Origin of the sequence: Amycolatopsis deserti (assembly GCF_014653945.1) — a bacterium.
Lineage (GTDB): Bacteria > Actinomycetota > Actinomycetes > Mycobacteriales > Pseudonocardiaceae > Amycolatopsis_E > Amycolatopsis_E deserti.
Genome location: NZ_BNAU01000002.1, coordinates 243,671 through 269,493, shown reverse-complemented (window position 1 = coordinate 269,493; position 25,823 = coordinate 243,671). Strand labels below are relative to the sequence as shown.

The window sequence follows — 25,823 nt, the reverse complement described above, 5'->3', positions numbered from 1 at the left end:
TTCTATGCGGACGGGACGGCCCACCGGTTCGCGGTGAGCCGGAAGCTCTTCAGGTCGGCCAGCGACAGCATCGCCTCGTAGGTGCGGACGTAGCCGGTGTGCGCGATCCGCCAGACGCCGTCGGCTTCGCGCCGGTAGCGGTCTTCGTAGAACGCGGCGCCGATGATCGCGACGTTGTGCTCGGTGGCGATCACCTGGTCCTGGAAGGCCCAGGTGCCGGTCGCGGTGTCGCCGTCCACGTCGATCTCGGGCTGCGTGGCCAGGTGCACCGTGATGATCTCCGGGACCAGGCGTTCCCGCAGGAAATCCACGATCGCGGCGCGGCCGGACAGCCGGATCGGGTCGCCGTAGGTGGGGGTGCCGTAGTCGGCGGTGGCGTCGGAGGTGAACGTTCCGCCGATCTCGTCCCAGCGTTTGAGGTCGACGCAGCGCAGGTAGGCGTGCTTGGTCCGGCGGATCGCCTCGATCGCGGCAAGGTCCATGCGCCCAGCATGCTCGCCCGGTTGACCGCTGGCAAGAACGTGTTCTAATTTTTCCCGGTGACCACGGTCTACGAGCTGTCCCACCTCGAGCTGCTCGAGGCGGAGTCGGTGCACATCTTCCGCGAGGTGGCGGCCACCTTCGAGCAGCCGGTGCTGCTGTTCTCCGGGGGCAAGGACTCGGTGGTCATGCTCGCGCTGGCGGCGAAGGCGTTCTGGCCCGCGCCGCTGCCGTTCGGCGTGCTGCACGTCGACACCGGACACAACTTCGACGAGGTGATCGCCTTCCGCGACCGCACCGTGGACCGGATGGGCCTTCGGCTGCACGTGGCGCGGGTGCAGGACGACATCGACGCCGGCCGGGTCATCGAGGACACCGGCCCGCGCGCGTCCCGGAACCGCTTGCAGACCGTCACGCTGCTGCGCGCGATCCGCGAGGGCGGGTTCGACGCGGTGTTCGGCGGCGCGCGCCGCGACGAGGAGAAGGCCCGTGCGAAGGAGCGGGTGTTCAGCTTCCGCGACGAGTTCGGCCAGTGGGACCCGCGCAACCAGCGGCCGGAGCTGTGGAACCTCTACAACGGCCGGCACCGGCGCGGCGAGCACATCCGCGTGTTCCCGCTGTCGAACTGGACCGAGCTGGACATCTGGTCCTACATCGCGGCGGAGCGCATCGAGCTGCCGCCGATCTACTACGCGCACCGCCGCCCGGTGGTGCAGCGCGACGGGATGCTGCTGGCGCACACCAGGTTCCTCCAGTTGCTCGACGGCGAGGAGCCGTACGAGGCGACCGTGCGGTTCCGCACCGTCGGGGACGCCACCTGCACCGGCTGCATCGAGAGCACAGCATCGACCGCCGATGAGGTCGTGGCGGAGGTGGCGGCCACGCGGGTGACCGAGCGTGGCGCGACCCGCGCCGACGACCGGATCTCCGAGGCCGGCATGGAGGACCGCAAGAAGGAGGGCTACTTCTGATGCCCCAGCTCCTGCGCCTGGCCACGGCCGGCAGCGTGGACGACGGCAAGTCCACGCTCATCGGGCGGCTGCTGTTCGACTCCAAGTCGCTGTTCACCGACCAGCTCGCCGCCGTCGAGCGGGCGAGCAGGCAGCGCGGTGAGGACTACCCGAACCTCGCGCTGCTCACCGACGGCCTGCGCGCCGAACGCGAGCAGGGCATCACGATCGACGTGGCCTACCGCTACTTCGCCACGCCGCGGCGGAAGTTCGTCATCGCCGACACCCCGGGCCACATCCAGTACACCCGCAACATGGTCACCGGAGCGTCCACAGCGGACCTCGCGCTGATCCTGGTGGACGCGCGCAAGGGGGTGCTGCAGCAGTCGCGGCGGCACGCGTTCCTGGCTTCCCTGCTGGGGATCCCGCACCTGGTGCTGTGCGTGAACAAGATGGACCTGGTGGGCTGGTCGCGGGAACGGTTCTCCGAGATCCGCGAGGATTTCCGCCGGTTCGCGATGAAGCTGGACGTGACGGACCTGTCGTTCATCCCGGTGTCCGCGCTGCACGGCGACAACGTGGTGCACCGCTCGGCGAGCATGCCGTGGTACGAGGGCACGTCGCTGCTGCACCACCTGGAGGAGGTGCACGTCGCCTCCGACCGCAACCTGATCGACGCGCGGCTGCCGGTGCAGTACGTGATCCGCCAGGCCGGGCGGGATTTCCGCGGTTACGCCGGAACCGTGGCGGGCGGGGTGTTCAAGCCCGGCGACGAGGTCGTGGTGCTGCCCTCCGGGCTGTCCAGCCGGGTCGCCGCGATCTGGGGGCCGGGCGGGATGCCGGTCACCGAGGCGTTCCCGCCGCAGGCGGTGACGGTGCAGCTGACCGGGGAGCTGGACGTCGGCCGCGGCGACCTGATCTGCCGCCCGGCGAACCGGCCGCACACCGGGCAGGACCTGGACGCGATGGTGTGCTGGCTCGCCGAGGCCGGTTCGCTGGCGCCGGGCGCGACGTACACGATCCGGCACACCACGGCGGAAACCACGGCGGCGGTGCAGAAGCTGGACTACCGGCTGGACGTCGACACGCTGCACCGCGACGAGACCGCGAAAACGCTTGCGCTCAACGAAATCGGGCGGGTGCAGCTGCGCACCCGCAAGCCGTTGCTGTTCGACGCCTACCGGCGCAACCGGGCCACCGGCAGTTTCATCCTGGTCGACGACACGACCGGGAACACGGTGGCGGCCGGGATGATCACCGGGCCGGCGCTGCCCGCGTCGAAGGTGGTGTGGCACGCGGCGGCGGTCGGCCGGGAGGAACGGGCGACGCGCGGGCTGACGGTGTGGCTGACCGGGTTGTCGGCGTCGGGAAAGTCGACGATCGCGGTGGAGCTGGAGCGGCGCTTGGTGGCGGCGGGGCGGCCGGCATACCTGCTGGACGGGGACAACCTGCGGCACGGGCTCAACGCCGACCTCGGGTTCAGCGCCGCGGACCGGGCCGAGAACGTGCGGCGGGTCGGGGAGGTGGCGCGCCTGTTCGCCGACGCCGGGGTGGTGGCGGTGGCGTCGCTGATCAGCCCGTACCGCGCGGACCGGGAGCGGGTGCGGGAGGTGCACGAGCGGGCCGGGTTGCCGTTCCTGGAGGTGTTCGTGGACACGCCGCTGGAGGTGTGCGAGGCGCGCGACCCGAAGGGGATGTACGCGAAGGCGCGGGCGGGGGAGATCCGCGGGTTCACCGGCATCGACGACCCGTACGAGGCGCCCGGTGCGCCGGAACTGGTGTTGCGGCCGGACGATCCCGATCCGGCCGGGCGGATCCTGACCCTGGTGAACGGGAGCGTGCTGTGGGAGTGAACCAGCGGGCCGAGATCCGCATGACCGAGGCGGAGATCGCCGGGTTCGTGGCGGGCAGCCGGACGGCGACGATCGCGACCCTCGGGCCGGACGGCACACCGCACCTGGTGGCGATGTGGTTCGCCGTGCTGGACGGGACGATCTGGCTGGAGACGAAGGCGAAGTCGCAGAAGGCGGTCAACCTGCGCCGCGACCCGCGCATCACGGTGCTGGTGGAGGACGGCCTGACCTATGACGCGCTGCGCGGGGTGTCGATCGAGGGGCGCGGGGTGATCAGCGAGGACCCGGACGAGATCTGGGCCGTCGGGGTGAACGTGTTCGAGCGGTACTACGGGCCGTACTCGGCGGAGCTGCGGCCGGCGGTGGAGATGATGCTGAACAAGCGGGTGGTGGTGCGGATCGACCCGGTGCGGGTGCGTTCGTGGGACCACCGCAAGCTCGGCCTGGACCCGATGCCGCTGGGCGGTTCGACGGCTCCGTAGGCGTCAGCCGTTCCGGAGCTTGTCGCGCAGGGCGGCCACATCGGCCGCATCGAAGCCGTGCTCGTCCAGCCACCGCAGCACGCCGCCGTAGCGGTTGTCGACCTCGGCCAGGAACAGCTCCATGCTCTTCGGCTTGGGGCGGTGGTCGTCGTCGTCCGGGCGTTTGTCCAGGTCCGGCGCGTAGGTGGGGGAGGCCCGCAGGCGGTCCAGGATCGCGCGGATCCGCTCACCGCTGGCGGCGTAGTCCTCGATCACCGCGTCCCGCCGCACGCCCGCGACGGTGAGCGCGAACGCCGTCACCACGCCGGTGCGGTCCTTGCCCGCCGCGCAGTGCACCAGCGCCGCGCCCGGCGCGGAAGCGATCGCGCGCAGCGCGCCCACGATGCTCTCCGGCCGGTCCTCCAAATAGCCCAGGTACAGCGCGGTCATGATGTCGTCGGGGAACCGCTCCAGCGTGCGCCGGCGGCGGTTGGCGTACAACGCGTCGCTGATGTCGTCGGCCGTCGCGTCGGTGGTGCCGCCGCTTTCCGGCAGCACCGAGAAGTGGTGGTGCCGCACCGACTCGACGCTGCGCAGCGGCCCCGGCCCCTCCCGCGTCACCTCGGGCGTGCCACGCAGGTCCACCACCGTCGTCAGGCCCAGGTCCTCCACCAGGACCTTGACGTCCCGGGGCGTGAGGCCCTGCAGGTTGTCCGACCGCAGCAGCCGCCGCTGCGCGATCGCGCCGCCGTCCTCGGTCGGCAGGCCGCCGACGTCGCGGGCGTTGGCCGCCCCCTCCAGTTCGAGCCAGTGCATGCCCCCATCGTTCACCGCGCCGCCGATCCCGCCAAGGGCCGCGTCCGGTCGCCGGGCCCGGCCGGCCGGGGCAGGGTCGCGGTCACGCCGCGCCGCCGCAACCACCGCCACCAGCCCAGCATCCCGATGTGCGCGGCGATCAGGTGCCCCGCGAAGGTCACGTTCCCGCCCAGCGTGCCGGGTGCGTCTATGAGGTAGATCACCACGATCCCCGCTTCGAGCGCCGGCACCGCCCACACCCGGAACCGCCGCGCCAGCACCGGTACGAGCGCACCGGCGGTGGCGAAGAACCCGTAGCTGACCCCGATGTCGAGCCACCGGCCGTCGGCGCCGGGCAGGAACCCCTCGGCGATCGCCCACATCACCGGCAGCTCGGTCGCCAGCGTCGCGAGCACGTGCCCGCTGGCGAACACCGCGCACGTCCACCCGGCCCCGATCCGGCGCTCCAGTGGCGCCACGGCGAAGGTGAAGATGATCACGTAGATGATCCAGCCGTCGTCGCCGAGCCACAGCGCGCTGCTGATGAGGCTCATCACCGGGCGGTGCCAGAGGTTGTGCGCGTCAGTGCTGGCCAGCTCCAGCAGGCGCGCGGAGAGCGTCTCACCGAGCACGTGCCGCAGGGCTGTGGTGGCGAGCAGCACCGTCAGGTACCAGAACGTGAACGGCGTGTTCACGGGGCTGGGCAGCAACCTGGTCACGGTCCGAAGTCTTCCCGCGTACGCTGTGAAAACACTGTGACCACCCGATCGGGGTCAGCGTGGCGGTCCGTCGAGCAGCAGCCCGACCTGCTCCACGAGGAGCGGAGCCCCGCCGCGATCTCGAGCCGCCGCCCGGCGAGCCCGTCGATGAGCAGCATGATCCAGACGGCGAGCCGGTCGGCGGGAAGGTCCGTCCGCACCTCGCCCGCGCACTACGCCTCCGCGACGACCTCCCGGAGCGCGGCCGCGATGTCCGGGTGGGACGTCAGCCCGCCGACGACCGTGATGAAGCCCGCCGCGTGCGGGTCGGCCAGGTCAGCGACTGCGTGGCCGACGTAGTCGAGGACGACCTGCCGCGGCGGGGTTCAGGGATCGCGTGCGGCGAAGAACCGGCGCGTCTCGTCGGTGCCCTCCTCGAGGATCGCCGCGGGCATCCTGGCGGAGACCACCGCAGTGGAGATCACGGAGCAGGGCGTGACCGTCGAGGTGCACGACCTGCTCCGGTCGCGCGAACGGGCGCTGCGGGACCAGGTCCAGGACCTCGTCGTGGGGCGGGAGCGCAGTCGCGCCACGAACAGCGGTGGCGACTGGCGAAAACGCGGTGACCACCGTCCGGCGCTCGGTTAGCGTCCGGGCATGCGCACAGCCTTCGGAGCCGACTTCGACGTTCCCGCCGGGTACCTGAACACCCCGAGCATCGGGATCCCGCCCGCGGCGGTGGCCGACGCGGTGGCGGCCTCCGTCGAGGCCTGGCGCACCGGCGCCAACCACCCGGGCGACTTCGAGCCGCTCGTCGCGCGGGGGCGGGAGTCCTTCGCCGGGCTGATCGGCGTGCCCGCGGACCGGATCGCGATCGGCACGGCCGTCGCCCAGCTGCTCGCGACCGTCGCGGCCGGGCTGCCCGACGGCGCCCGCGTGCTCACCGCCGCTGGCGAGTTCACCAGCACCACCTTCCCGTTCGCCGCCCGGGGTGCGCGGATCACCGAGGTGCCGGTCGCCGAGCTGCCCGGCGCTGTGCGCGGGCACGACCTGGTGACCGTCAGCGTCGCGCAGTCCGCGGACGGCGCGCTGGTGGACCTGGACGCGCTGCGTGCCGAAGCCGAAGCCGCGGGCGTGCCGGTCGTCCTCGACGCGACCCAGGCCGCCGGCTGGATGCCGCTGGACCTGGAGTGGGCCGACTGGGTGGTGGCCGCCGGCTACAAGTGGCTGATGTCCCCGCGCGGCTGCGCCTGGCTCGCGGTGCACCCGCGCGTCGCCGAGCGGACCGTGCCGGTCGTGGCGAACTGGTACGCGGGCGAGGACCCGTGGCAGACCACCTACGGCATGCCGCTGCGCCTGGCCCAGGGTGCGCGCCGGTTCGACCTGTCCCCGGTGTGGTTCGCCCACGCCGGCGCCGCGGTGGCGTTGCCGTACCTGGCCTCGCTGGACCTCGCGGCGGTGCGCGCGCACAACGTCAAGCTCGCCGACACCCTGCTGACCAGGCTCGGCCTGCCCGAACGGGGCAGCGCGATCGTGGCGCTGGAGGCCGATCCGGACGCGCTCACCCGGGCGGGGGTCACCGCCAGCGCCCGCGCGGGCAAGGCGCGCGTCGGCTTCCACCTCTACAACACCGAAGACGACGTCGAACGGGTTATGGACGCGTTGCGGTGAGTCACCCGGAGGAGTGAGCTACGGTGTCCCTCCGTGGTTGGTGCGCAGTTCCCTCCCGGTCGCGGTGACACCGCGCCGCTGCCCCGCATCCCGGCCGAACCGTCGCCGCCGCCGCCCCGGCGCGCGGGCGGCCCGCTGCTCAAGATCGCCGGACTGGTGGCCGTCGCGGTCGTGTCGGGGCTGGTGTGGTGGATGATCCGCGGCTCCGCGGACGAGACCCCGCCGGCGGCGCAGGCCCCGGCCAAGGAGTTCCAGTTCACCGTCACCGACGGCCCGGTGGCCGCGACCGACTGCGCCGCGAACTCGTATTCCCAGGTCAAGCAGTTCTTCACCCAGCACCCGTGCCAGCGCCTGTCGCGCGCCCTCTACACCACCGCCAGTGGCGCCTCGCGCGCGCTGGTGTCGGTCGCGGTGGTCGCGATGTCCACCCCGGAGGAGGCGCAGCAGCTGAAGAAGCTCGCCGACACCGACGGCACCGGCAACGTCAACGACCTGGTGCGGGACGGCACCGCGAAGATCGCCGGCGCGCCGAAACTCGCCGACGGCGACTACCTGTCCCGCGTGACCGGCAGCTCGGTGACCATCGTGCTGTCCGCGTTCTTCGACGGCCACACCGACGAGGCCACGCTACAGCGCATCAGCAAGGAGGCCCTCGACCTCGCGCCGGGCGCCTAGCTCGCGTTGCGGAGGTAGGCCACCAGGGCGTCGATGAGCAGGAACGGTGGCTTGCCGAGCGCCGGGATCTCCGGGGACGGCGGGAGCCGCTCGCCCGCGACCACGAGGTCCTTCGAGCTCTGCAGGAACACCGGCTGGTGCTGATCGTCCAGCACGAACATCACCGCGGTGTGGTCCACCAGCCGCGCGATCGTGGTGCCGGTGATCCCGGGCCGCGAGCCGGTGAACCGGGCGCCGGTGCCCAGGTAAACGCCGCGGCGGCCCGGGTCGGCGTCGCGCCAGCCCTGGTCGGCGCCGGGCACCAGGCGCGGGTCGCCGTGGGCCGCCTGCAGCTCGCTCAGCGCCCGGCCCTGCACCTGCGGCAGCGGCTCGTCCACCAGCGGCTGCGCGACCTCGTACAGCGCGTAGCGGCTTCCGCCGGGTTCGGGCGGCACCAGGAACAGGTGCAGCACGACGAACTCGCCGGGCCGCCCGTGCGGCATCCGGATCAGCTGGCGCAGCAGCAGGCCGCGCAGGCGGGCGGCCCCGTCCTCGGTGAGGCCGGCCAGGGTGCGGGTCAGGGTCAGCAAGGGGCGTCCTCGGGCGTCGAACGTGTCCCGGGAAGGTTATGTCGTCACGCGCCGTGGCGCGCCCCCAGTCAGCTCTGCGCGGATCAGCTTTGGGCCGAGCCGGGCAGCACGATCGCCGTCGGTTGCTCGCCCGCCGCCTCGCGCCAGCGGGTGCCGCGCCGGGCCGACGCGAGCAGCGCCTTCAGGGCGACGTCCCGCAACGCCGCGTCGTCGGTCTGCTCCAGCACGCCCCGCCAGGCGGTGGCGGCGTCCGCCTCCGCGGTGGCGACCACCGCCTTCGCCGACGTCGCGTCGGTCACCGGCTGTGGCGGGATGTAGGCGGGCTCGGCCACGCCCGGCTCCACACCGGCCGCGGTCAGCATCCGCACGCACGCGTCGCGCCGGTCCTGGTGCTCGGCCGTGCCCTCGGCGACCCCTGCGGTGTAGTTGCCCGGCAGGAACGCGCTGACCAGCCCGTAGATCCACAGCGCGGCGTGCTCGGCGGACAGGGCCTGCTGCACCGGGCCGACCGACTCCGGCGGGATCGCCGACGCGGTCGCGGTCACCGCGCCCGGTTCGGCGCCCGGTCCTAGCTTGGTGCCGACCTGCTGGAGCCCGGCGCAGCCCCCGGCGACGGCGGCGACCAGCCCGGCCCGGTACCGGGGCAGCCCGCCGACCAGGCTCTCCGCCTGCTGCCGGGCGGTGGCCAGCCGCTGCTTGAGCCCGGCCATGCCCTGCTCGGTGGGCACCACGACGGCCGGCTGCGACTTCGGCCGGTTCAGCCGGTCCACTTCGGACTGCAGCGCCTGCGCGTGCGCGGTTCGGGCGGCCGAGTACTGGCGCGCCACGTCCGCGTCGGCGGACGACGAGGCGGCCACGGCGTCGGCTGCGGCGGCGTCGGCGCGGGCCTGTTCGGCCAGCAGGGCCAGCGGATCCGGATCGTCGGAGTAGCCGGTTGCGCACGCGGCGAGCGGGACGGCCAGGGCCGCCAGCGCGCTCGCGCGCAGGACGTCACGACGGGTACGGGGTCTCACGTGCGCCCATCCTGCCAGGGGACCGGTGACCACGGGCGGTGACCGGGGCCAACAAGATAAGCTTGTCCCTCACTGACCGACAGCAGACCAAACAGGAGAGCGCCAAGGTGCCTGGAGAACTCGCCGCCCGGCTCGAGCCGATCGTGGCCGAAGCCGTGTCCGGCGCGGGTTTCGACCTCGACGCGCTCGACGTCCAGCAGGCGGGCCGCCGCAAGCTCGTCAAGGTCGTCGTCGATTCCGACGACGGCGTGGGACTCGACGAGGTCGCCGACATCAGCCGTGCCGTCTCGGCCGCGCTGGACGAGAACGAGGAGCTGATCGCGGGCGCCTACACGCTCGAGGTCACCTCGCCCGGCGTCGACCGACCGCTGACCCGGCCGCGCCACTGGCGCCGCTCGCGGTTCCGCCTCGTGCGGATCACGCCGCGGGAGGGCGCCGAGTTCGTGGGCCGCATCGGGCACGCGGGTGAGGAGTCGGTGCGGGTGCTGGTGGCCGGTGAGATCCGGGACGTGCCCTACGCCGACGTGGCCAAGGCCGTGATCGAGATCGAGTTCAGGCAGCCACCGGCCGAGGAGCTGAAGCTGCTCGACCAGGACGCCTCGGAGCACAACGCAGGCGAGCCGGAGGAGGATCCGAAGTGAACGTGGACATCGCGGCCCTGCGCGCGATCGAGCGGGACAAGGACATCCCCTTCGAGACGGTCCTCGAGGCCATCGAGACCGCGCTGCTGACGGCCTACAAGCACACCGAGGGGCACCAGCCGCACGCCCGCATCGACATCGACCGCAAGACCGGCGTGGTGCGCGTCCTCGCGCACACGCTGGACGAGAACGGCGACGTGGACGAGGAGTGGGACGACACGCCCGAGGGCTTCGGCCGGATCGCGGCCACCACCGCGCGGCAGGTCATCCTGCAGCGCCTGCGCGACGCCGAGCACGAGAAGACCTACGGCGAGTTCTCCACCCGCGAGGGCGAGATCGTCGCCGGCGTGATCCAGCGCGACGCGCGGGCCAACGCGCGCGGCATGGTGATCGTGCAGGTCGGCGACACCGAGGGCGTGATCCCGCCCGGCGAGCAGGTGGCCGGCGAACGGTACGAGCACGGCGAGCGGATCAAGGCCTACGTGGTCACCGTCTCCCGCAGCGCGCGCGGCCCGTCGATCACGCTCTCGCGCACCCACCCGAACCTGGTGCGCCGCCTGTTCGCGCTGGAGGTCCCGGAGATCGCCGACGGCACCGTCGAGATCGCCGCGGTCGCCCGCGAGGCCGGGCACCGGACCAAGATCGCTGTCCGGTCCACCGTCCCCGGCGTCAACGCCAAGGGCGCCTGCATCGGCCCGATGGGTCAGCGGGTGCGCAACGTGATGAGCGAGCTCGGGGGTGAGAAGATCGACATCGTCGACTACTCAGAGGATCCGGCTCGCTTCGTCGGGAATGCGCTGAGCCCCGCGAAGGTTGTCTCGGTACGGGTGGTGGACGAGCGTGCGAAGACGGCCCGCGTGGTCGTGCCGGACTTCCAGCTGTCCCTGGCCATCGGCAAGGAAGGCCAGAACGCCCGCCTGGCCGCGCGGCTCACCGGGTGGCGGATCGACATCCGCAGCGACGCCGCGGCCGGCTCCGAGGAGGACGCCACGCCCGCGGCGACAACCGGTTCGGCTGAGTGAGGGGTCAGGAGTTAAACTCGAAGATGGTGCGTAGCTCGCATTCGGCTACCGCACGCTCCGAGCACCGGGGGACCACCCCGGTGCGGACGTGCGTGGGGTGCAAGAAGCGGGCTGCCGCCGGTGAACTACTGCGAGTGGTCGTGCAGGACGGGCGACTGGTCGCCGACATCCGTCGGCGGCTGCCCGGGCGGGGTGCCTGGTTGCACCCCGAGCCGGAGTGCCTGGCCAAAGCCGAGCGGCGGCGGGCGTTCCCCAGGGCACTGAGGGTGCCCGGGGTGCTCGACGTCGCGGGCGTGCGGCAGCATCTCGAGAAGATCACCGTCGGCATGGCGGACCGGGGAACCGCCCCGGTCCGGATGGATTCAAGGAAGCAGGTCGACCCGTCATGAGTCAGCCGTGAAGCTGAAGCCATGAACGCGCGACGATAGGACGAGGTCGAGCGGGTTTTGCCGCCCGGCCTCACCAGTTGAGGAGAGCAGTGGCAGGCAAGGCCCGTGTGCACGAGCTCGCGAAGGAGCTCGGAGTTACGAGCAAGGAAGTTCTCGCCAAGCTGAAGGAGCAGGGCGAGTTCGTGAAGTCGGCGTCGTCGACCGTCGAGGCACCCGTTGCCCGGCGGCTGCGGGACGCCTTCGTCACCAAGGACAACAAGTCCGCCGGCCGGTCCGGCGGCGCCCGGCCGGGACCGTCGGCCGGGAACGGCAACGGTGCGGCCCCCAAGCCGGCCGCGCCGCGTCAGCAGCAGCCGCAGGCCCGCCCGGTCCCGGGCGCCAAGCCCGGCCCGCGTCCCAGCCCGCAGCAGCAGGCCCCGGCCCCGCAGGCGCCCGCGCCCCAGGCGCCGGCCCCGCAGCAGCGTCCGGAGCCCCAGCAGCCGGCCCCGCAGCAGCAGGCCCCGGCCGCGAAGGCGCAGCCCCAGGCACCCAAGCCCCCGGCACCGCGTCCCGGTGCGGGCGGCTCCGGCCAGTCCGGCTCCGTGGTGCCGCCCAAGCCGCAGGGCCCCAAGCCCGGACCGAAGCCCGGTCCGCGCGCCCCGCGGCCCGGCAACAACCCCTTCGGTGTCGGCCAGGGCGCTCCGGCGCCCCGTCCGCCGGCACGTCCCGGCGGCCAGGGCGGCGAGCGCCCGGCCGAGCGGTCCGGCGGCGGTGACCGTCCGGCTCCGCGTCCCGGTGGCGGCACCCGCCCGAGCCCGGGCAACATGCCGCCGCGCCCGAACCCGGGCATGATGCCCGGCCGCGTGCAGCGGCCCGGCGGTGGTCCCGGCGGCGCCGGTCGTGGCGGTCCCGGTGGCGGCCGCGGTGGTGCCGGTGCCGGCCGTGGCGGACCGGGTGGACCCCGTGGCGCCGGCGCGCCGCGTGGCGGTCCCGGCGGCGGCGGTGGCGGCGGTTTCCGCCCCGGTGGCGGCGGTGGTGCCCCCGCCGGCGGCGGTGGCTTCCGCGGTGGCGGCGGCGGCCGTGGTGGCGGCGGTGGCCGCGGCGGCACGGCCGGTGCCTTCGGCCGTCCGGGTGGACCCTCGCGCAAGGGCCGCAAGTCGAAGCGGCAGAAGCGCCAGGAGTACATGGAGAACATGCAGGCGCCTTCGGTCGGTGGCATCCGGCTGCCCAAGGGCAGCGGCGAGACCATCCGGCTCCCGCGGGGCGCCTCGCTGACCGACTTCGCGGAGAAGATCGACGCGAACCCGGCCTCGCTGGTGCAGGTGCTGTTCCACCTGGGTGAGATGGTCACCGCGACGCAGTCCGTCTCGGACGAGGTGCTGGAGCTCCTCGGCTCGGAGATGAACTACAACGTCCAGGTGGTCAGCCCGGAGGAGGAGGACCGCGAGCTGCTGGAGACCTTCGACATCACCTACGGTGAGGACGAGGGTGGCGAGGAGGACCTGCAGGTCCGCCCGCCGGTGGTGACCGTCATGGGTCACGTCGACCACGGTAAGACCCGCCTGCTCGACACCATCCGCAAGACGCGGGTGCACGAGCGGGAGGCCGGCGGCATCACCCAGCACATCGGCGCCTACCAGGTCGAGACCGAGCTGGACGGCACCCCGCGCCTGATCACCTTCATCGACACCCCGGGTCACGAGGCGTTCACCGCCATGCGTGCCCGTGGTGCGAACTCCACCGACATCGCGGTGATCGTGGTCGCCGCGGACGACGGCGTCATGCCGCAGACGGTGGAGGCGATCAACCACGCCCAGGCGGCCAAGGCGCCGATCGTGGTCGCGGTCAACAAGATCGACAAGGAAGGCGCGAACCCGCAGAAGATCCGCCAGCAGCTCACCGAGTACGGCCTGGTGGCCGAGGAGTACGGCGGCGACACCATGTTCGTCGACATCTCCGCCCGCGAGAACATCAACATCGACGGGCTGCTCGAGGCGATCCTGCTGACCGCGGACGCCACCCTGGACCTGCGGGCCAACCCGGACATGGCGGCCCAGGGCGTCGCGATCGAGGCGCACCTCGACCGCGGCCGCGGCCCGGTGGCCACCGTGCTGGTCCAGCGCGGCACCCTGCGGGTCGGCGACTCGGTGGTCGCCGGCGACGCGTACGGCCGCGTGCGGCGGATGGTCGACGAGTACAACGAGGACGTCACCGAGGCGCTGCCCTCGCGTCCGGTGCAGGTCATCGGCTTCACGTCGGTGCCCGGCGCGGGCGACACGTTCCTCGTCGTCGAGGAGGACCGGGTGGCCCGGCAGATCGCCGAGCGCCGCCAGGCCCGCATCCGCAACGCGCAGAACGCCGCGAAGCGCAAGCGCGTCAGCCTGGAGGACCTGGACTCCGCGCTGAAGGAGACCAACAGCCTCAACCTGATCATCAAGGGTGACAACTCCGGTACGGTCGAGGCCCTGGAAGCGTCGCTCATGCAGCTCGACGTCGGCGAAGAGGTCGAGCTGAACGTGGTCCACCGCGGCGTCGGTGGTGTCACGGAGAGCGACATCGACCTGGCGACGGCCTCCGACGCGATCGTCCTGGGCTTCAACGTGCGGGCCGAGGGCAAGGCGACCGAGCGGGCCAACCGCGAGGGCGTCGACGTCCGGTACTACACGGTGATCTACCAGGCGATCGAGGAGATCGAGCAGGCCCTCAAGGGCATGCTCAAGCCGGAGTACGAAGAGGTCGAGCTGGGCCGCGCCGAGGTGCGCGAGGTCTTCAAGTCCTCCAAGTTCGGCACGATCGCCGGTTGCCTGGTGCAGTCCGGGGAGATCCGCCGCAACGCCAGGGCGCGCCTGCTGCGGGACAACGTGGTCGTCGCCGAGAACCTGCCGGTCAGCTCGCTGCGGCGGTTCAAGGACGACGTGGTCGAGGTCCGCGAGGGCTACGAGTGCGGTCTGACGCTCGGGTCCTACGGCGACATCAAGGTCGACGACATCATCGAGACCTACGAGCAGCGCGAGAAGCCGCGCGTCTGATTCGGGTCGTGGTACGCGGGGCCGGTCTGGTGACCGGCCCCGCGTCCTCACCTGGGACAGGGAACCCATGTACGTAGGTGCGCTCGAGCTCGACGTCCTGTTCGGCGACGTCCATTCGCTGAAGCAGAAGCGGTCGCTGGTGCGGCCGCTCATCGCCGAGGTCCGCCGCCGGTTCGAGGTGTCGGTCGCCGAGGCCGGTCACCTCGACCTGCACCGCCGCGCCCTGATCGGGGTGGCGGTGGTGGCGGCCGACGGTGAACATGTTCGTGACGTGCTCGACGGCTGTGAACGGCTGGTGGCGCAGCGCCCCGAGTTGGAGCTGCTCTCCACCCACCGCCGCCTGCTCGGGCCAGAAGACTAAAGGGGAGTGCGTGATGGCCGATCCGGCTCGCGCCCGCAGGCTGTCCAAGCGGATCTCGCAGATCGTGGCGTCGGCGATCGAGCACGAGATCAAGGACCCGCGGTTGAAGAACGTGACGATCACCGACGCGAAGATCACCGCGGACCTGCACGACGCGACGGTCTACTACACCGTGCTGGGGGAGACGCTGGAGTCCAAGCCGGACTTCCCGGGCGCGGCCGCCGCGCTGGAGTCGGCGCGGGGCGTGCTGCGCAGCCGGGTCGGGCAGGGCACCGGGGTGCGGTTCACGCCGACGCTGACGTTCGTCGCGGACACCATCCCGGAGGACGCCCGGCACATCGAGGACCTGCTGGCGAAGGCCCGCGAGGCCGACGCCGAGCTGGCCCGCCGCGCGGCCGCCGCCCAGCACGCCGGTGACCCGGACCCGTACAAGCAGCCGCGCGAGGCCGACGAGGACGACCCCGACGACGAGTAGGTCTTGACCCGCGCTTGGATCGCCGCTGCCCCCGCGAGGCCGACGTGGAGTGGCCTCGCCTGCTGTGGGCCCGCGGTGTTCGGGTTGTCGCCGCGCCGCGGTGCCGACGTGGAGTGGCCTCGCCTGCTGTGGGCCCGCGGTGTTCGGGTTGTCGCCGCGCCGCGGTGCCGACGTGGAGTGGCCCCGCACGCCCTTGACCCGCGGTGCTTGGATTGCCGCAGCACTGCCGCTGCGACGCGATCTGAGGGGGTCCGCGTGAGGTCGATGGGATGGCTGTACCCGTTCCGTTCCCGGCCGTGGGCGGAGATCGCCGCCGAGTTCCACCGGCTCGCCGACGCGCGGCCGGCCTACCGTCCGATGGCCGAGGTCGTCGACAGCGTGCTCGGCTCGGCCACCGTGCTGCTCGGCACGACCTCGCTGGGTGACCTGATCGTGGTCGACCGGCCGGTGCCGCGGGCGCCGTGGGGCGCGGTCGTGGTGTCTGGGCCGTGGTCGCGGCGGGCCGCGGTCGAGCCCGGATGGGTGCGGGTGGAGCACGTGGGCGCCGACGGTGAGTTCGACGTGCGTCCCGTGGCCGAGGCCGTGCCGCTGTTCTGGTGCTTCGTGACCCGCAAGTTCGGCGTCGTACCGGCGGCTCAGGTGTCCTGAGGGCGGAGCCCGTCGAGCAGGAAGGTGCCGGTGCCAGTCGCCGAGCGGCGCCGTTTCTGGAGGAGCCGACCGCCGAAGGCGTTGCGGCACGGGCGTTCCCAGCGGACGCCCGCCGCGGCGTCGACCCGGAGCGGGTGGACCCGGCCGAGCGGACGGTCGGCGCGCTGGCCGGCTAGGCGGGTTTGCGCGCGACGATCAGGTCCCGCAGGATCGCCTGGTCGACCCGGTGCGCGAACTCTTCCCACGGCCCGCCGGCGCGGACCTCCAGCCCGGCGCGGTCGAGGATCGCCGCGATCTCTTCGCGCTTGGCGACGTGCGTGTTCCAGCTCAGGCCCAGCGCGCCGCCCGGCTTGAGCACCCGCGCCCACACCGGCACGGCGGCCGCCAGCAGGTCCCGGGGGCTCCGCGCGAGCTCGTCGGGCTGGTGGCTGCCGTGCTGGACGCCGTAGGGCGCGTCAGCGACCACCACGTCGGCGGAGCCGGCCTTGAGCAGCTCGTCGGTGGTCAGGGTGTCGGCGTTGAAGAACGTGACGTGCCGCGCGTCGCCGGCCTTCCAGCGTTCCTTGTCCAGCGCGTAGGAGATCTCCAGGCGCTGGCCGAGCCGGTGCTTGTGCCGCCGCAGCGGGCCGGAGTCGGCGTTGTGCTTGACGCGCTTCTGCCGCAGCCAGGTCTTGATGAACCGTTCGTAGGCCTCGAAATCCTTCTTGTCGACGTCCAGCCCGGTCGCGTCCAGGCCGTACATCATCGCCTGGTTCAGCGTGGTGCCGCGGCCGCACAACGGGTCCACCACGTGCAGCGGGCGCTGAAGGAACTCGACGGGCCGGGACCGGGACAGCAGCGTGACGTTGAGCAGCAGCTTGGTGAACAGCTCGTTGGTCTTGCCCGGGTACTTCTGGATCGTCAGCAGGTCCGAGTCGAGCTGGTCCAGCGGCGTGATCTCCAGCGGGCGCAGCAGGTCGCCGCGGAACTCGAACAGCGCGTACAGCGACGAGAGGTTCGACAGCAGCGTGATGTCCTCTTCGGACAGCGGCTCCGCGGTGGTGAACGTGACGTAGGTGACGCCGCCGATCCGGCGCTCGCCGATCTCGGCCGGCGGCGTGCGCAGGGCCTCGCCGAACACGGTCAGTTCGGCGCGCAGCAGGCCGGCGGAGGCGTCGGCGTAGACGCGGTTGGCGCCGGGGTAGAGGAGGATCCCGTAGTCGAACATCGGGAAAAAGCGTAGCTTGCCCGCATGAGCTCCTCCGCCCCGCTCGACTTCCCGCGCGCCGCCGGGCTGCTGCGCGAAGCGAACGACGTCACCCTGCTGGCCCACGTCCGCCCGGACGCCGACGCGCTCGGCAGCGCACTGGCCCTCGGCCGGGCGCTGTACCTGCGAGGCGCGACGGTGCGCGTGTCCTTCGCCGAGCCGGCCGAGGTGCCGGAGAGCCTGCGTGGTCTCGACGCCGACAACCTGTTCGTGCCGGCCGCCGAGGTGCCGCCGTCGGCCGGGTTGCTGGTGTGCCTGGACACGCCGAGCCCGGCGCGGCTGGGTTCGCTGGCCGACCGGGTGGACACCACACGCGCGGCCGGTGGCGAGGTGCTGGTGGTCGACCACCACGCGTCGAACCTGCGGTACGGCTCGGTGCACCTGGTGGACGACACCGCGGAGGCGACCGCGGTGCTGGTGCTGGCGCTGCTGGACGAGATGGGCGTGGCGCTGGACGAGCCGATCGCGCGCTGCCTGTACGCGGGGCTGGTCACCGACACCGGCGGGTTCCGGCGGGCCCGGCCCTCGACCCACCACGCGGCAGCCCGGCTGCTGGAGGCCGGCGTCGACCCGGACCGGCTCGCGCGCGAGATCGTCGACGATCACCCGTTCGCGTGGCTGCCGATGCTGTCCACCGTGCTGGCGACCGCGCGCCTGGAACCGGAGGCGGCGCAGGGGTTCGGGCTCGTGCACGCCGTGGTGACCGCGGACGTGGCCGCGACGGTGCGGCTGGAGGAGGTCGAGGGCGTGGTGGACGTGATCCGCTCGACGCGCGAGGCCGAGGTCGCCGTGGTGCTGAAGGAGCAGGCGCCGGGGGAGTGGTCGGTGTCGTTCCGGGCGATCGGGAAGATCGACGTGTCCCAGGCGGCACGCACCCTCGGCGGCGGCGGGCACCGGCTGGCGGCCGGCTGCACGATCCACGGCACGGCGGAGGAGGGGCTGGCGCTGGTGCGGCGCGCGCTGGAGGAGGCGCCGCTGCTGAGCTGAGCCCGGGACTTCTCGGCGATGCCGCTGAGAAGTCAGGGCGAGCTGCCCGGTCGAGCGCCGCGGAGGGGGCCGCCGCTGGGCTGGTGCGCCTGATCTTGTCGGACCCCCTCGTTACCCTGCGAGCGTGTCCGAAACCGTGGAGTCCGCCGGCGAGAAGGTGCCGGCCCGGCGTGTCCTGGGGCTGGCCGTCCCCGCGCTCGGGGTGCTCGCCGCCGAGCCGTTGTACGTTCTGGTCGACACGGCCGTCGTCGGGCATCTGGGGGCGCTTCCGCTCGCCGGGCTCGCCGTCGCGGGCGTGGTGCTCGCCCAGGTCTCCACCCAGCTGACGTTCCTGTCCTACGGCACCACCTCCCGCACCGCCCGCCTGCACGGCGCCGGCCGCCGGGCTGAGGCGGTCAGCGAGGGCGTCCAGGCCACCTGGCTCGCGATCATCGTCGGGCTGGTCGTGCTCGCCGTGGGGCAGCTGCTCGCCGGGCCGGTCGCGCGTGTGCTCTCCGGCAGTGACGACGTCGCCGCGCAGGCCGTGTCCTGGCTGCGGATCGCGTTGTTCGGGGCGCCGCTGATCCTGATCACCATGGCCGGCAACGGCTGGATGCGCGGTGTCCAGGACGCGGCCCGCCCGCTGCGGTACGTCCTGGCCGGCAACGGGATCTCCGCCCTCCTCTGCCCGCTGCTCGTCTACGTCGCGGACTGGGGACTCGAGGGCTCGGCCGTCGCCAACGTCGCCGCCCAGGTGATCAGCGCCGGGCTGTTCCTGCGGGCCCTCGTCGCCGAGAAGGTGCCGCTGAAACCGCATCCGAAGGTGATGCGGGCGCAGCTGGGCCTGGGGCGGGACCTCGTGTTGCGCAGCCTCGCGTTCCAGGCGTGTTTCGTCTCCGCCGCCGCGGTCGCCGCCCGCACCTCGACCGCGGCCGTGGGCGCGCACCAGATCGTGTTGCAGCTGTGGACGTTCCTGTCCCTGGTCCTGGACTCGGTGGCGATCGCGGCGCAGTCGCTCGTCGGGGCGGCGCTGGGGGCGGGCTCGGCGCGGCAGGCGCGCGGGGTGGCCGGGCAGATCACGCGGTACGGGCTGGTCATGGGGTGTGTGCTCGGCGTGGTGTTCGCCGCGGTGTCGCAGGTGCTGCCGCACGCGTTCACCTCGGACGCCGGCGTGCTGGGCGAGGTGCCGCACGCCTGGTGGTTCTTCGTGGCGCTGCAGCCGATCGCCGGGGTGGTGTTCGCGCTGGACGGGGTACTCCTCGGCGCGGGCGACGCGGCCTACCTGCGCACCGCGACGCTGGTCAGCGCGGCGCTCGGGTTCCTGCCGCTGATCTGGGCCTCGCTCGGCTTCGGGTGGGGACTGACCGGCATCTGGACCGGGCTGTCGCTGTTCATGGTGCTGCGGCTGGCCGCGGTGGTGGCCCGCTGGCGCTCCGACCGCTGGACCGTGCTCGGCGCCGTCCGCTGACGCCGGGCTGTCTGCCGGTTTTCGGCTCGGGGCTGGGGCGGTGCCGCGTGCGGCGGTGCGGCGGCGGAATGTGCACGATGGTTCGGACGTGCTCGCCGCCGTCCGCTGAACGGGTGGCCTCCGCTGGGCCGTGTGGCTGAAAACACCTCGGTAACAGGTAAGTTTCAGCCTTGCATAGGCGATACAACTATCGGGACGGCGATGCGGGCGTCCCCGTGCCGAATCGTCGCCTATCCGTTCCGGGAGGAATCCTTCGTGCCGCCGCAGCAGGCACCCGTGACCGGCCAAGCCAGCCGCCGGTCGTGGTTCATCTGGTTCACCGCCGCCATCGTCTACCTCCTCTCCGTCTTCCACCGCACCTCGTTCGGGGTCGCCGGGCTGGAAGCCGCCGACCGGTTCGGGGTCGGCGCCGCCGCGCTCTCCACCTTCACCGTCCTGCAGGTCGGCGTCTACGCCGCCATGCAGATCCCCACCGGCGTCCTCGTCGACCGCTTCGGGCCGCGCAAGGTCCTCACCGCCGCGCTGCTCTTCCTCGGCCTCGGCCAGATCCTCGTCGCCGTCGCGGACACCTACGCGCTGGGCCTGCTCGCGCGCGGTGTGCTCGGGTTCGGTGACGCGCTCACCTTCGTCAGCGTGCTGCGCCTGATCGCCGCGCACTTCCCGGGCCGCCAGTACGCCGTCGTGACGAGCTTCACCACCGCGATCGGCTTCCTCGGCAACCTCGCCGCGACCGTCCCGCTCACCCTGCTGCTCGCCGGCCCCGGCTGGACCCCGACGTTCCTCGCCGCCGGCCTGGTCACCGCGATCTACTCCGCCGTCGTCGCCGGCCGCGTGCGCGACACCCCGGCCGGCGCCACCCCGAAGGCCGGCCCGGTCAACGCCCGCCAGCTGGCCCGTCAGGTCCGCACGGCCTGGCGCGTCCCGGGCACCCGCCTCGGGTTCTGGGTGCACTTCTCCACGATGTTCGCCCCGAACGTGCTGACCCTGCTGTGGGGTGTGCCGTTCCTGGTTCAGGGCCAGGGCCGCCCGGCCGCGACCGCCAGCGCGCTGCTGACCGTGTTCGTGTTCGGCTCGATGATCGGCGGCCCGCTAGTCGGCAGCATCATCTCCGCCCGCCCGGGCGCGCGGATGCCGCTGGTGCTCGGCTACCTCGCCGGCGCCGCGGCGGTGTGGGCCGTGCTGCTGAGCTGGCCCGGCCAGATCCCGGTCGGCGTGCTGGTGCCCGCGTTCGCGTTCCTGTCCCTGGGCGGCCCGGCGTCGATGATCGGGTTCGCGCTGGCCCGCGACTACAACCCGCTGTCCCGCGTGGGCACCGCGACCGGTGTGGTCAACGTCGGCGGGTTCGTCGCCACCACGGTCACCGCGCTGGTGATCGGCGTGCTGCTGCAGCTGACCGGCGGCCAGTTCCGGCTCGCGCTGCTGGCCGTCGTCGCGATGCTGGCGCTGGGCACGTTCCGCATGCTGGTGTGGTGGCTGCGCGCCCGCGCGGAGCTGTTCGCCGCGCAGGAGCGGGGCGAGCACGTGCCGGTCCAGGTGCGCCGCCACGTGTGGGACGCCCCGGCCCGGAAGGTCTCCGCCCGGAAGGTCCCGACAGCCGCATAACGGCGCCCCGTAAGGTGTCCAGCCGTGTCCCAGCCGAAGACTCGACGCCCCGCGCCCCCGCCCGGCCTGCTCGTGGTGGACAAGCCACCGGGCATGACCTCACACGACGTGGTGGCGCGGGTGCGCCGGATCATGGGCACCCGCAAGGTCGGGCACGCCGGCACGCTCGACCCCATGGCCACCGGCGTGCTCGTGCTCGGCATCGAGCGGGCGACCAAGCTGCTGGGCCACCTCGCGCTGGACCGCAAGACCTACCTCGCCACGCTGGCCCTCGGCGTCTCGACCACCACCGACGACGCCGAGGGCGAGCACCTCTCCACCGCGGATCCGGACGCCCTGGCCGCCGTCACCGACGAGGCGATCGCGTCCGGGATCGCCGCCCTGACCGGGGAGATCCAGCAGGTCCCCAGCGCCGTCAGCGCGGTCAAGATCGCCGGCAAGCGGGCGTACGCGCGCGTGCGGGCCGGTGAGGAGGTCGCGCTCAAGCCGCGGCCGGTCACCGTCTACCGCTTCGACCTGCTCGCCACCCGCCGCGTCGCCGACCGCATCGAGTTGGACGCGATCGTCGAATGCTCCTCGGGTACCTACGTGCGGGCGCTGGCCCGCGACCTGGGCGAGGCGCTCGGCGTGGGCGGCCACCTCGCCGCGCTGCGCCGCACCACCGTCGGCCCGTTCGGCATCGCCGCCGCGCGCACCCTGGAGCAGCTGGAGGAGAAGCCGGAGCTGTCGTTCGACCTGGACGACGCGGTGGCCGCGGCCTTCCCGCGCTACGAGGTCGACGCGGCCACCGCCCGGGCCGTCCGATATGGACAGCAGGTGCGTGCCTCCGGCATCGAGGGCACGTACGGGGTGTTCGACCCGGACGGGCACGCCCTCGCGCTGGCCGTGGACGCCGGCGGCGTGGCCCGCTCGGTGGTCGTTCTCGCTCCGGCCTGATCCCCGCGAAGCCCGCTTCCGGGGACAGCTCTGGCCATCAGATGCTAGTTCGAGCTAGCATATGCCAGCATCAACTGATCGACGCTGGAGGCGACGCGTGGCCGAGCCGGAACACGACGAACTGCGGGCCTGGGTGGAGGAGGTGGCCACGTTCTTCGCCGAGCAGTACGGCCAGCCGCCGATCGCGGGCCGGATCCTGGGCTGGCTGATGGTGTGCGACCCGCCCGAGCAGTCGGCCACGCAGATCGCCGAGGCGATCGGGGCCAGCCGGGCGTCCCTGACCACCAACCTCAACCTGCTCACCTCCGCCGGCCTGGTGCGCCGCCGGACCGGGCCGGGTGCGCGCACCACCTACTTCCGGGTCGACGACGACGCCTGGCCCGTGGTGGTCAAGCGGCGGATCGCCACGCTGGCCTCGTTCGCCGACGTCGCCGAACGAGGGATGGACCTCTTCGGGGCGGACAGCGCCAGGGCGGGCCGGTTGCGCGCCGCGCGCGAGACCTTCCGGTGGATGGCCAGGGCCTTCGAGAGGAGCGACGACCGTGACTTCTGAAGGTTCGGCAGTGGTGGCCGGCGGTGGCATCGGCGGGGTAACCGCCGCCATCGCCCTGCGGCGGGCCGGCTGGGACGTGGTGGTGCTGGAGCGCGCCCCCGAGCTGCGTGAGGTCGGCGCCGGACTGTCGATCGCCCCGAACGCGTTGCGCGCGCTCGACGCGATCGGTGTGGGCGAGGACGTGCGGGCCGCCGCCACCCCGTCGTGGGCCGCCGGCAACCTGCGGCTGCCCGGCGGCGAGTACCTGCGGCGCGCCGATCCGGAGCACGACACCGCGCTCTCCTGCTTCCACCGGGCCGATCTGCACCGCCTCCTGGCCGATCGGCTGCCCGCCGGAACCGTCCGAACGGGAGCCACCGTGACCGGGGTGAGCACGTCGGCGGCCGGCGCGACGGTCCGCTACCGGACGGCCGAGGGCGAGCACGAGATCGAGGCCGGGCTCGTCGTGGGCGCGGACGGCATCCACAGCACTGTGCGCGCGACCCTCTGGCCGGACGCGCCGGCACCCCGCTTCCGATACACGGCGTGGCGCGGGGTCACCCGGCCCGGATCGGTGTGGCCGGAGGACGGGACGTTCACCTTCGGGCGCGGGGCGTACTTCCTGGCTCACCCGATCGGCGGTGAACGGGTCTACTGGGCGCTGGGCGTGCACGCCGAAACGCCCGGCGTGCGCTACCCGGACGACCTGGCCGAGGTGCGCCGCCGGCTGACGGGCTGGCACCGGCGGGTCGGCGAGCTGCTCGACGCGACACCCGCCGATGCCGTGCTGCACAACGACATCAACGACCTCGGCGCGCTGCCCACCTACGTCCGCGGCCGGGTCGTGCTGCTGGGCGACGCGGCGCACGCGATGACGCCCGACATGGGGCAGGGGGCCTGCCAGGCGATCGAGGACGCGGTCACGCTCGCCGCGACCACCGGTGACCTCGCCGCCTACGACGCGGGCCCGGCTCGGGCGGACCCGCGCGATCGTCTCGACGGCCCGCCGGAAGGGCAGGATCGCGGTGTCGCGATCCAGGCTCGTCCACCGGATGCAGGTCCTCGGCATGCGCCGGGCGCCGGCGTCGATCGTGCGCAAGGAGACCGGCAGGGTGTGGGACTGGACACCGCCCGGCACCGCCGATGCTCCGGGCGGACGGTGACGGCCCGCGACCGCCCCCGGCGGACGCGCTTCGCGCGGCAGTACCCTGCATCCGTGCAGAGGTGGCGAGGGCTCGGTGATCTCCCCGGGGGCTGGGGACGGTGTGTGGTCACGATCGGCGTGTTCGACGGGGTGCACCGCGGGCACCAGGCGCTGATCGCCCGGACGGTCGAGGTGGCCAAGAACCGCAACCTGCCCAGCGTGATGCTGACGTTCGACCCGCACCCGTCCGAGGTCATCCGGCCGGGGAGCCACCCGGCGCAGTTGACCACGCTGCGCCGCAAGGCGGAGCTGGTCGAGCAGCTGGGCATCGACGTCTTCTGCGTGCTGCCGTTCACCGCGGAGCTGTCCCGGCTGACCGCGCACGAGTTCGTGCACGAGGTGCTGGTCGACCGGCTGCACGCGGCCGCCGTCGTGGTGGGGGAGAACTTCACCTTCGGGCACAAGGCCGCCGGTGACGTGGCCCTGCTCAAGGAGCTGGGCCGCCGGTTCGGGTTCGCCACCTTCGGCGCCGAGCTGCAGGGCGGCAGCATGCCCGACGGCGAGGCCGCGGATTCCGGCGAGATCACCTTCTCCTCGACCTACGTCCGCTCGTGCATCGACGCCGGTGACGTGGTCGCCGCCGCCGACGCGCTGGGCCGGCCGCACCGGCTGGAGGGCATCGTGGTGCGCGGCGACGGCCGCGGCCACGACCTGGGCTACCCGACGGCCAACCTGTCCACGCCGCGGTTCGCCGCGGTCCCCGCCGACGGGGTCTACGCCTGCTGGTTCGTCCGCGACAACCAGCCCGGCCGGCTGCTGCCCGCGGCGGTCTCGGTCGGCACCAACCCGACGTTCTCCGGCCGCGAGCGCACCGTCGAGGCGTTCGTGCTGGACGTGGACGAGGACTTCTACGGCCAGCACGTGGCGCTGGACTTCGTCGGCCGGCTGCGCGACATGGTGAAGTTCACCAGCGTCGACGACCTCGTCGAGCAGATCGGCGACGACGTGCGGCGCACCCGGGCGATCCTGGGCCTGGACGGCTGACCGCGGCCGGTGCGAATGCGAATCGTCGGGTGATTCCGCCCCGCGTGCCCGATCCCACCTGGCAAGATGGGCTCGGCGCGGGCCAGGACTGTTTGGGGAGAGCAGGGAGCACAGCACGTGGATGACCACAAGATCGTCCAGCGGAACATCGCCCTCCAGCGGGAGTGGTACGGCGAGCCGCTGGGTGACCGGGTGCGCCGTCTCGTGGTCGCGTTCGACGTCTCGCAGGCCTACCTGGCCGAGGTGCTGGGCATCAGCGCCCCGATGCTGAGCCAGGTGATGAGCGGCCGCCGGGCCAAGATCGGCAACCCGGTGGTGCTCGCGCGGATGATCATGCTCGAGCGCAAGTGCCTCATCCCCGAAGTCGCCGCCGGCCACAAGGAAGCCCTGATGGCCGCGCTGGAGGACGTGCGCGACGCGCGGCCCACGGTCGGCCGCGACACCTTCCCGGTCAACGCGCTGTCCGAGGAGCGGGCGGTGCTGTCCGCGCTGCGGGACATCGCCGAGGACGAGGACCTGATCGAGGCGGCCAAACGCCTCGACGACGAGTTCCCGGCCCTGGCCGACCTGCTCCGCCGCGCCGGTCAGCAGGGCTGAGCCGTGGTGCTGTTCTCGGCGGTCCTGCCGCCCGCCGCCGTGGTGGAGGCACTGGCCGCCGAGATCGGCGGCCTGCCGCGGCTGGACGGGGTGCGCTGGAGCTCGCCGGAGAACTGGCACGTCACCCTGGGTTTCTACGGCGAGGAGGACCCCGCGGCGCGCGCGGAGTGGCTGCGTCCGCGGCTGGCGGGAATGCCGGCGCCGCGGATCTGGTTGGAAGGAGCGGGCGCGTTCACCCGGGTCCTCTACCTCGGGGTGTACGGCGAGGGGATCACCGAACTCGGCCTCGCCGCCGGGGCCGGTGACGAGGGCCGCCCCTACCTGCCGCACCTGACGCTGGCGCGCACGCGCGAGCGGGTGCCGCCGGAACTGCGGCGGCGGTTGTCCGGCTACCGCAGCGAGATGTGGACGGCCGCGGAGGCGGTGCTCATGCGGTCGCGGCGGACCGCCGAGGGCGTCCGGTACGTCGCGGTCGAGCGGTTCCCGCTGTCCCAACAGGCCAGCTAGAGCACACCCTGATACGCTGAACCACCGGGTCCGGCTGCAGTCCGTGGCGGCCGCGACCGACTACCCGCGTCC

28 protein-coding genes and 1 pseudogene are annotated in these 25,823 nt (G+C 72.9%); 23 read left to right on the top strand and 6 right to left on the bottom strand.

Annotated elements, in window-relative coordinates:
• Positions 1-2: 2 nt before the first annotated feature.
• On the bottom strand, positions 3-482 hold the full coding sequence (locus tag IE290_RS09785; RefSeq protein WP_191244227.1) for a nuclear transport factor 2 family protein: 480 nt from the start codon (positions 480-482) through the stop codon (positions 3-5).
• 57 nt (positions 483-539) lie between these two features.
• Between IE290_RS09785 and cysD the strand changes: the two genes are divergently transcribed.
• Genes cysD through IE290_RS09770 form a run of 3 tightly spaced genes read left to right on the top strand, consistent with a single transcriptional unit; the run spans position 540 to position 3,765 of the window.
• Positions 540-1,451 (top strand): sulfate adenylyltransferase subunit CysD, encoded by a 912-nt coding sequence (cysD, locus tag IE290_RS09780; protein WP_191244226.1) that lies wholly within the window; start codon positions 540-542, stop codon positions 1,449-1,451.
• The gene (cysC, locus tag IE290_RS09775; RefSeq protein WP_191244225.1) at positions 1,451-3,283 is read left to right on the top strand and encodes an adenylyl-sulfate kinase; all 1,833 of its coding nucleotides are present in this window, start codon (positions 1,451-1,453) and stop codon (positions 3,281-3,283) included. Before cysD ends, cysC begins: the two co-directional genes overlap by 1 nt.
• Positions 3,274-3,765: a pyridoxamine 5'-phosphate oxidase family protein gene (locus IE290_RS09770; protein WP_191244224.1), complete on the top strand. Its 492-nt coding sequence runs from the start codon at positions 3,274-3,276 to the stop codon at positions 3,763-3,765. The genes cysC and IE290_RS09770 overlap by 10 nt, the downstream gene beginning before the upstream one ends.
• Before the next feature lie 3 nt (positions 3,766-3,768).
• Here IE290_RS09770 and IE290_RS09765 read toward each other — a convergent pair whose 3' ends face one another.
• Both IE290_RS09765 and IE290_RS09760 read right to left on the bottom strand, forming a co-directional pair.
• Positions 3,769-4,560, bottom strand: a complete 792-nt coding sequence (locus IE290_RS09765; protein WP_191244223.1) for a tyrosine-protein phosphatase — start codon at positions 4,558-4,560, stop codon at positions 3,769-3,771.
• A gap of 11 nt (positions 4,561-4,571) precedes the next feature.
• Positions 4,572-5,258, bottom strand: a complete 687-nt coding sequence (locus IE290_RS09760) for a rhomboid-like protein (RefSeq protein WP_229874366.1) — start codon at positions 5,256-5,258, stop codon at positions 4,572-4,574.
• 36 nt (positions 5,259-5,294) lie between these two features.
• On the opposite strand from IE290_RS09760, the gene IE290_RS09755 reads away from it, so the two are divergent.
• The 4 genes from IE290_RS09755 to IE290_RS09740 all read left to right on the top strand — a co-directional run bounded on the left by IE290_RS09755 (position 5,295) and on the right by IE290_RS09740 (position 7,583).
• Positions 5,295-5,597 (top strand): hypothetical protein, encoded by a 303-nt coding sequence (locus IE290_RS09755; protein ID WP_191244222.1) that lies wholly within the window; start codon positions 5,295-5,297, stop codon positions 5,595-5,597.
• 66 nt (positions 5,598-5,663) lie between these two features.
• Positions 5,664-5,885 (top strand): hypothetical protein, encoded by a 222-nt coding sequence (locus IE290_RS09750; protein ID WP_191244221.1) that lies wholly within the window; start codon positions 5,664-5,666, stop codon positions 5,883-5,885.
• Between the two features lie 9 nt (positions 5,886-5,894).
• A complete protein-coding gene (locus IE290_RS09745; RefSeq protein WP_191244220.1) occupies positions 5,895-6,908 on the top strand; it encodes an aminotransferase class V-fold PLP-dependent enzyme in 1,014 nt (337 codons plus the stop codon).
• 33 nt (positions 6,909-6,941) lie between these two features.
• The gene (locus tag IE290_RS09740; protein WP_191244219.1) at positions 6,942-7,583 is read left to right on the top strand and encodes a hypothetical protein; all 642 of its coding nucleotides are present in this window, start codon (positions 6,942-6,944) and stop codon (positions 7,581-7,583) included.
• Here the strand turns inward: IE290_RS09740 and IE290_RS09735 are convergent.
• Both IE290_RS09735 and IE290_RS09730 read right to left on the bottom strand, forming a co-directional pair.
• Positions 7,580-8,152, bottom strand: a complete 573-nt coding sequence (locus IE290_RS09735) for a hypothetical protein (protein WP_191244218.1) — start codon at positions 8,150-8,152, stop codon at positions 7,580-7,582. The genes IE290_RS09740 and IE290_RS09735 overlap by 4 nt on opposite strands.
• An 83-nt stretch (positions 8,153-8,235) precedes the next feature.
• On the bottom strand, positions 8,236-9,165 hold the full coding sequence (locus IE290_RS09730; RefSeq protein WP_191244217.1) for a ferritin-like domain-containing protein: 930 nt from the start codon (positions 9,163-9,165) through the stop codon (positions 8,236-8,238).
• 107 nt (positions 9,166-9,272) lie between these two features.
• Here IE290_RS09730 and rimP point away from each other — a divergent pair, with 107 nt between their 5' ends.
• The 7 genes from rimP to IE290_RS09695 all read left to right on the top strand — a co-directional run bounded on the left by rimP (position 9,273) and on the right by IE290_RS09695 (position 15,709).
• Positions 9,273-9,806, top strand: a complete 534-nt coding sequence (gene rimP / locus IE290_RS09725) for a ribosome maturation factor RimP (RefSeq protein ID WP_191244216.1) — start codon at positions 9,273-9,275, stop codon at positions 9,804-9,806.
• Positions 9,803-10,828: a transcription termination factor NusA gene (gene nusA, locus IE290_RS09720; protein WP_191244215.1), complete on the top strand. Its 1,026-nt coding sequence runs from the start codon at positions 9,803-9,805 to the stop codon at positions 10,826-10,828. Before rimP ends, nusA begins: the two co-directional genes overlap by 4 nt.
• A 134-nt stretch (positions 10,829-10,962) precedes the next feature.
• The gene (locus IE290_RS09715; protein ID WP_229874365.1) at positions 10,963-11,217 is read left to right on the top strand and encodes a YlxR family protein; all 255 of its coding nucleotides are present in this window, start codon (positions 10,963-10,965) and stop codon (positions 11,215-11,217) included.
• Positions 11,218-11,306: 89 nt separating this feature from the next.
• Positions 11,307-14,225: a translation initiation factor IF-2 gene (gene infB / locus IE290_RS09710; protein WP_191244213.1), complete on the top strand. Its 2,919-nt coding sequence runs from the start codon at positions 11,307-11,309 to the stop codon at positions 14,223-14,225.
• Positions 14,226-14,292: 67 nt separating this feature from the next.
• Positions 14,293-14,586, top strand: coding sequence for a DUF503 domain-containing protein (locus IE290_RS09705; RefSeq protein ID WP_020422054.1), 294 nt, complete (start codon positions 14,293-14,295; stop codon positions 14,584-14,586).
• Positions 14,587-14,599: 13 nt separating this feature from the next.
• Positions 14,600-15,061, top strand: a complete 462-nt coding sequence (gene rbfA / locus IE290_RS09700) for a 30S ribosome-binding factor RbfA (protein WP_191244212.1) — start codon at positions 14,600-14,602, stop codon at positions 15,059-15,061.
• Between the two features lie 264 nt (positions 15,062-15,325).
• Complete coding sequence (locus IE290_RS09695; RefSeq protein WP_191245103.1) at positions 15,326-15,709, top strand: hypothetical protein; 384 nt, start codon at positions 15,326-15,328, stop codon at positions 15,707-15,709.
• A gap of 172 nt (positions 15,710-15,881) precedes the next feature.
• Here the strand turns inward: IE290_RS09695 and IE290_RS09690 are convergent, their stop codons facing one another.
• Positions 15,882-16,916: a TRM11 family SAM-dependent methyltransferase gene (locus tag IE290_RS09690; RefSeq protein WP_191244211.1), complete on the bottom strand. Its 1,035-nt coding sequence runs from the start codon at positions 16,914-16,916 to the stop codon at positions 15,882-15,884.
• 24 nt (positions 16,917-16,940) lie between these two features.
• On the opposite strand from IE290_RS09690, the gene IE290_RS09685 reads away from it, so the two are divergent.
• The 9 genes and pseudogenes from IE290_RS09685 (at position 16,941) to thpR (ending at position 25,751) form a co-directional block, all read left to right on the top strand.
• Entirely contained in the window at positions 16,941-17,942 is a 1,002-nt protein-coding gene (locus tag IE290_RS09685; protein ID WP_191244210.1) for a DHH family phosphoesterase, read from the top strand.
• A 124-nt stretch (positions 17,943-18,066) separates the two neighbouring features.
• On the top strand, positions 18,067-19,389 hold the full coding sequence (locus IE290_RS09680) for an MATE family efflux transporter (protein WP_191244209.1): 1,323 nt from the start codon (positions 18,067-18,069) through the stop codon (positions 19,387-19,389).
• Positions 19,390-19,665: 276 nt separating this feature from the next.
• Entirely contained in the window at positions 19,666-20,991 is a 1,326-nt protein-coding gene (locus tag IE290_RS09675) for an MFS transporter (protein ID WP_191244208.1), read from the top strand.
• 24 nt (positions 20,992-21,015) lie between these two features.
• Positions 21,016-21,927 (top strand): tRNA pseudouridine(55) synthase TruB, encoded by a 912-nt coding sequence (truB, locus tag IE290_RS09670; RefSeq protein ID WP_191244207.1) that lies wholly within the window; start codon positions 21,016-21,018, stop codon positions 21,925-21,927.
• A gap of 97 nt (positions 21,928-22,024) precedes the next feature.
• The gene (locus IE290_RS09665; protein ID WP_229874364.1) at positions 22,025-22,480 is read left to right on the top strand and encodes a GbsR/MarR family transcriptional regulator; all 456 of its coding nucleotides are present in this window, start codon (positions 22,025-22,027) and stop codon (positions 22,478-22,480) included.
• Positions 22,470-23,333: pseudogene (locus tag IE290_RS37770) on the top strand (FAD-dependent monooxygenase); the annotation flags it as partial. The gene IE290_RS09665 and the pseudogene IE290_RS37770, both read left to right, overlap by 11 nt.
• Positions 23,334-23,675: 342 nt before the next feature.
• The gene (locus IE290_RS37765) at positions 23,676-24,647 is read left to right on the top strand and encodes a bifunctional riboflavin kinase/FAD synthetase (RefSeq protein ID WP_229874490.1); all 972 of its coding nucleotides are present in this window, start codon (positions 23,676-23,678) and stop codon (positions 24,645-24,647) included.
• 117 nt (positions 24,648-24,764) lie between these two features.
• Positions 24,765-25,244 carry a helix-turn-helix domain-containing protein gene (locus tag IE290_RS09655; RefSeq protein ID WP_116114383.1) on the top strand — a complete coding sequence of 160 codons (480 nt, stop codon included), beginning with the start codon at positions 24,765-24,767 and terminating at the stop codon, positions 25,242-25,244.
• A gap of 3 nt (positions 25,245-25,247) precedes the next feature.
• Complete coding sequence (gene thpR, locus IE290_RS09650) at positions 25,248-25,751, top strand: RNA 2',3'-cyclic phosphodiesterase (protein ID WP_191244204.1); 504 nt, start codon at positions 25,248-25,250, stop codon at positions 25,749-25,751.
• The last annotated feature ends 72 nt before the right edge of the window (positions 25,752-25,823 follow it).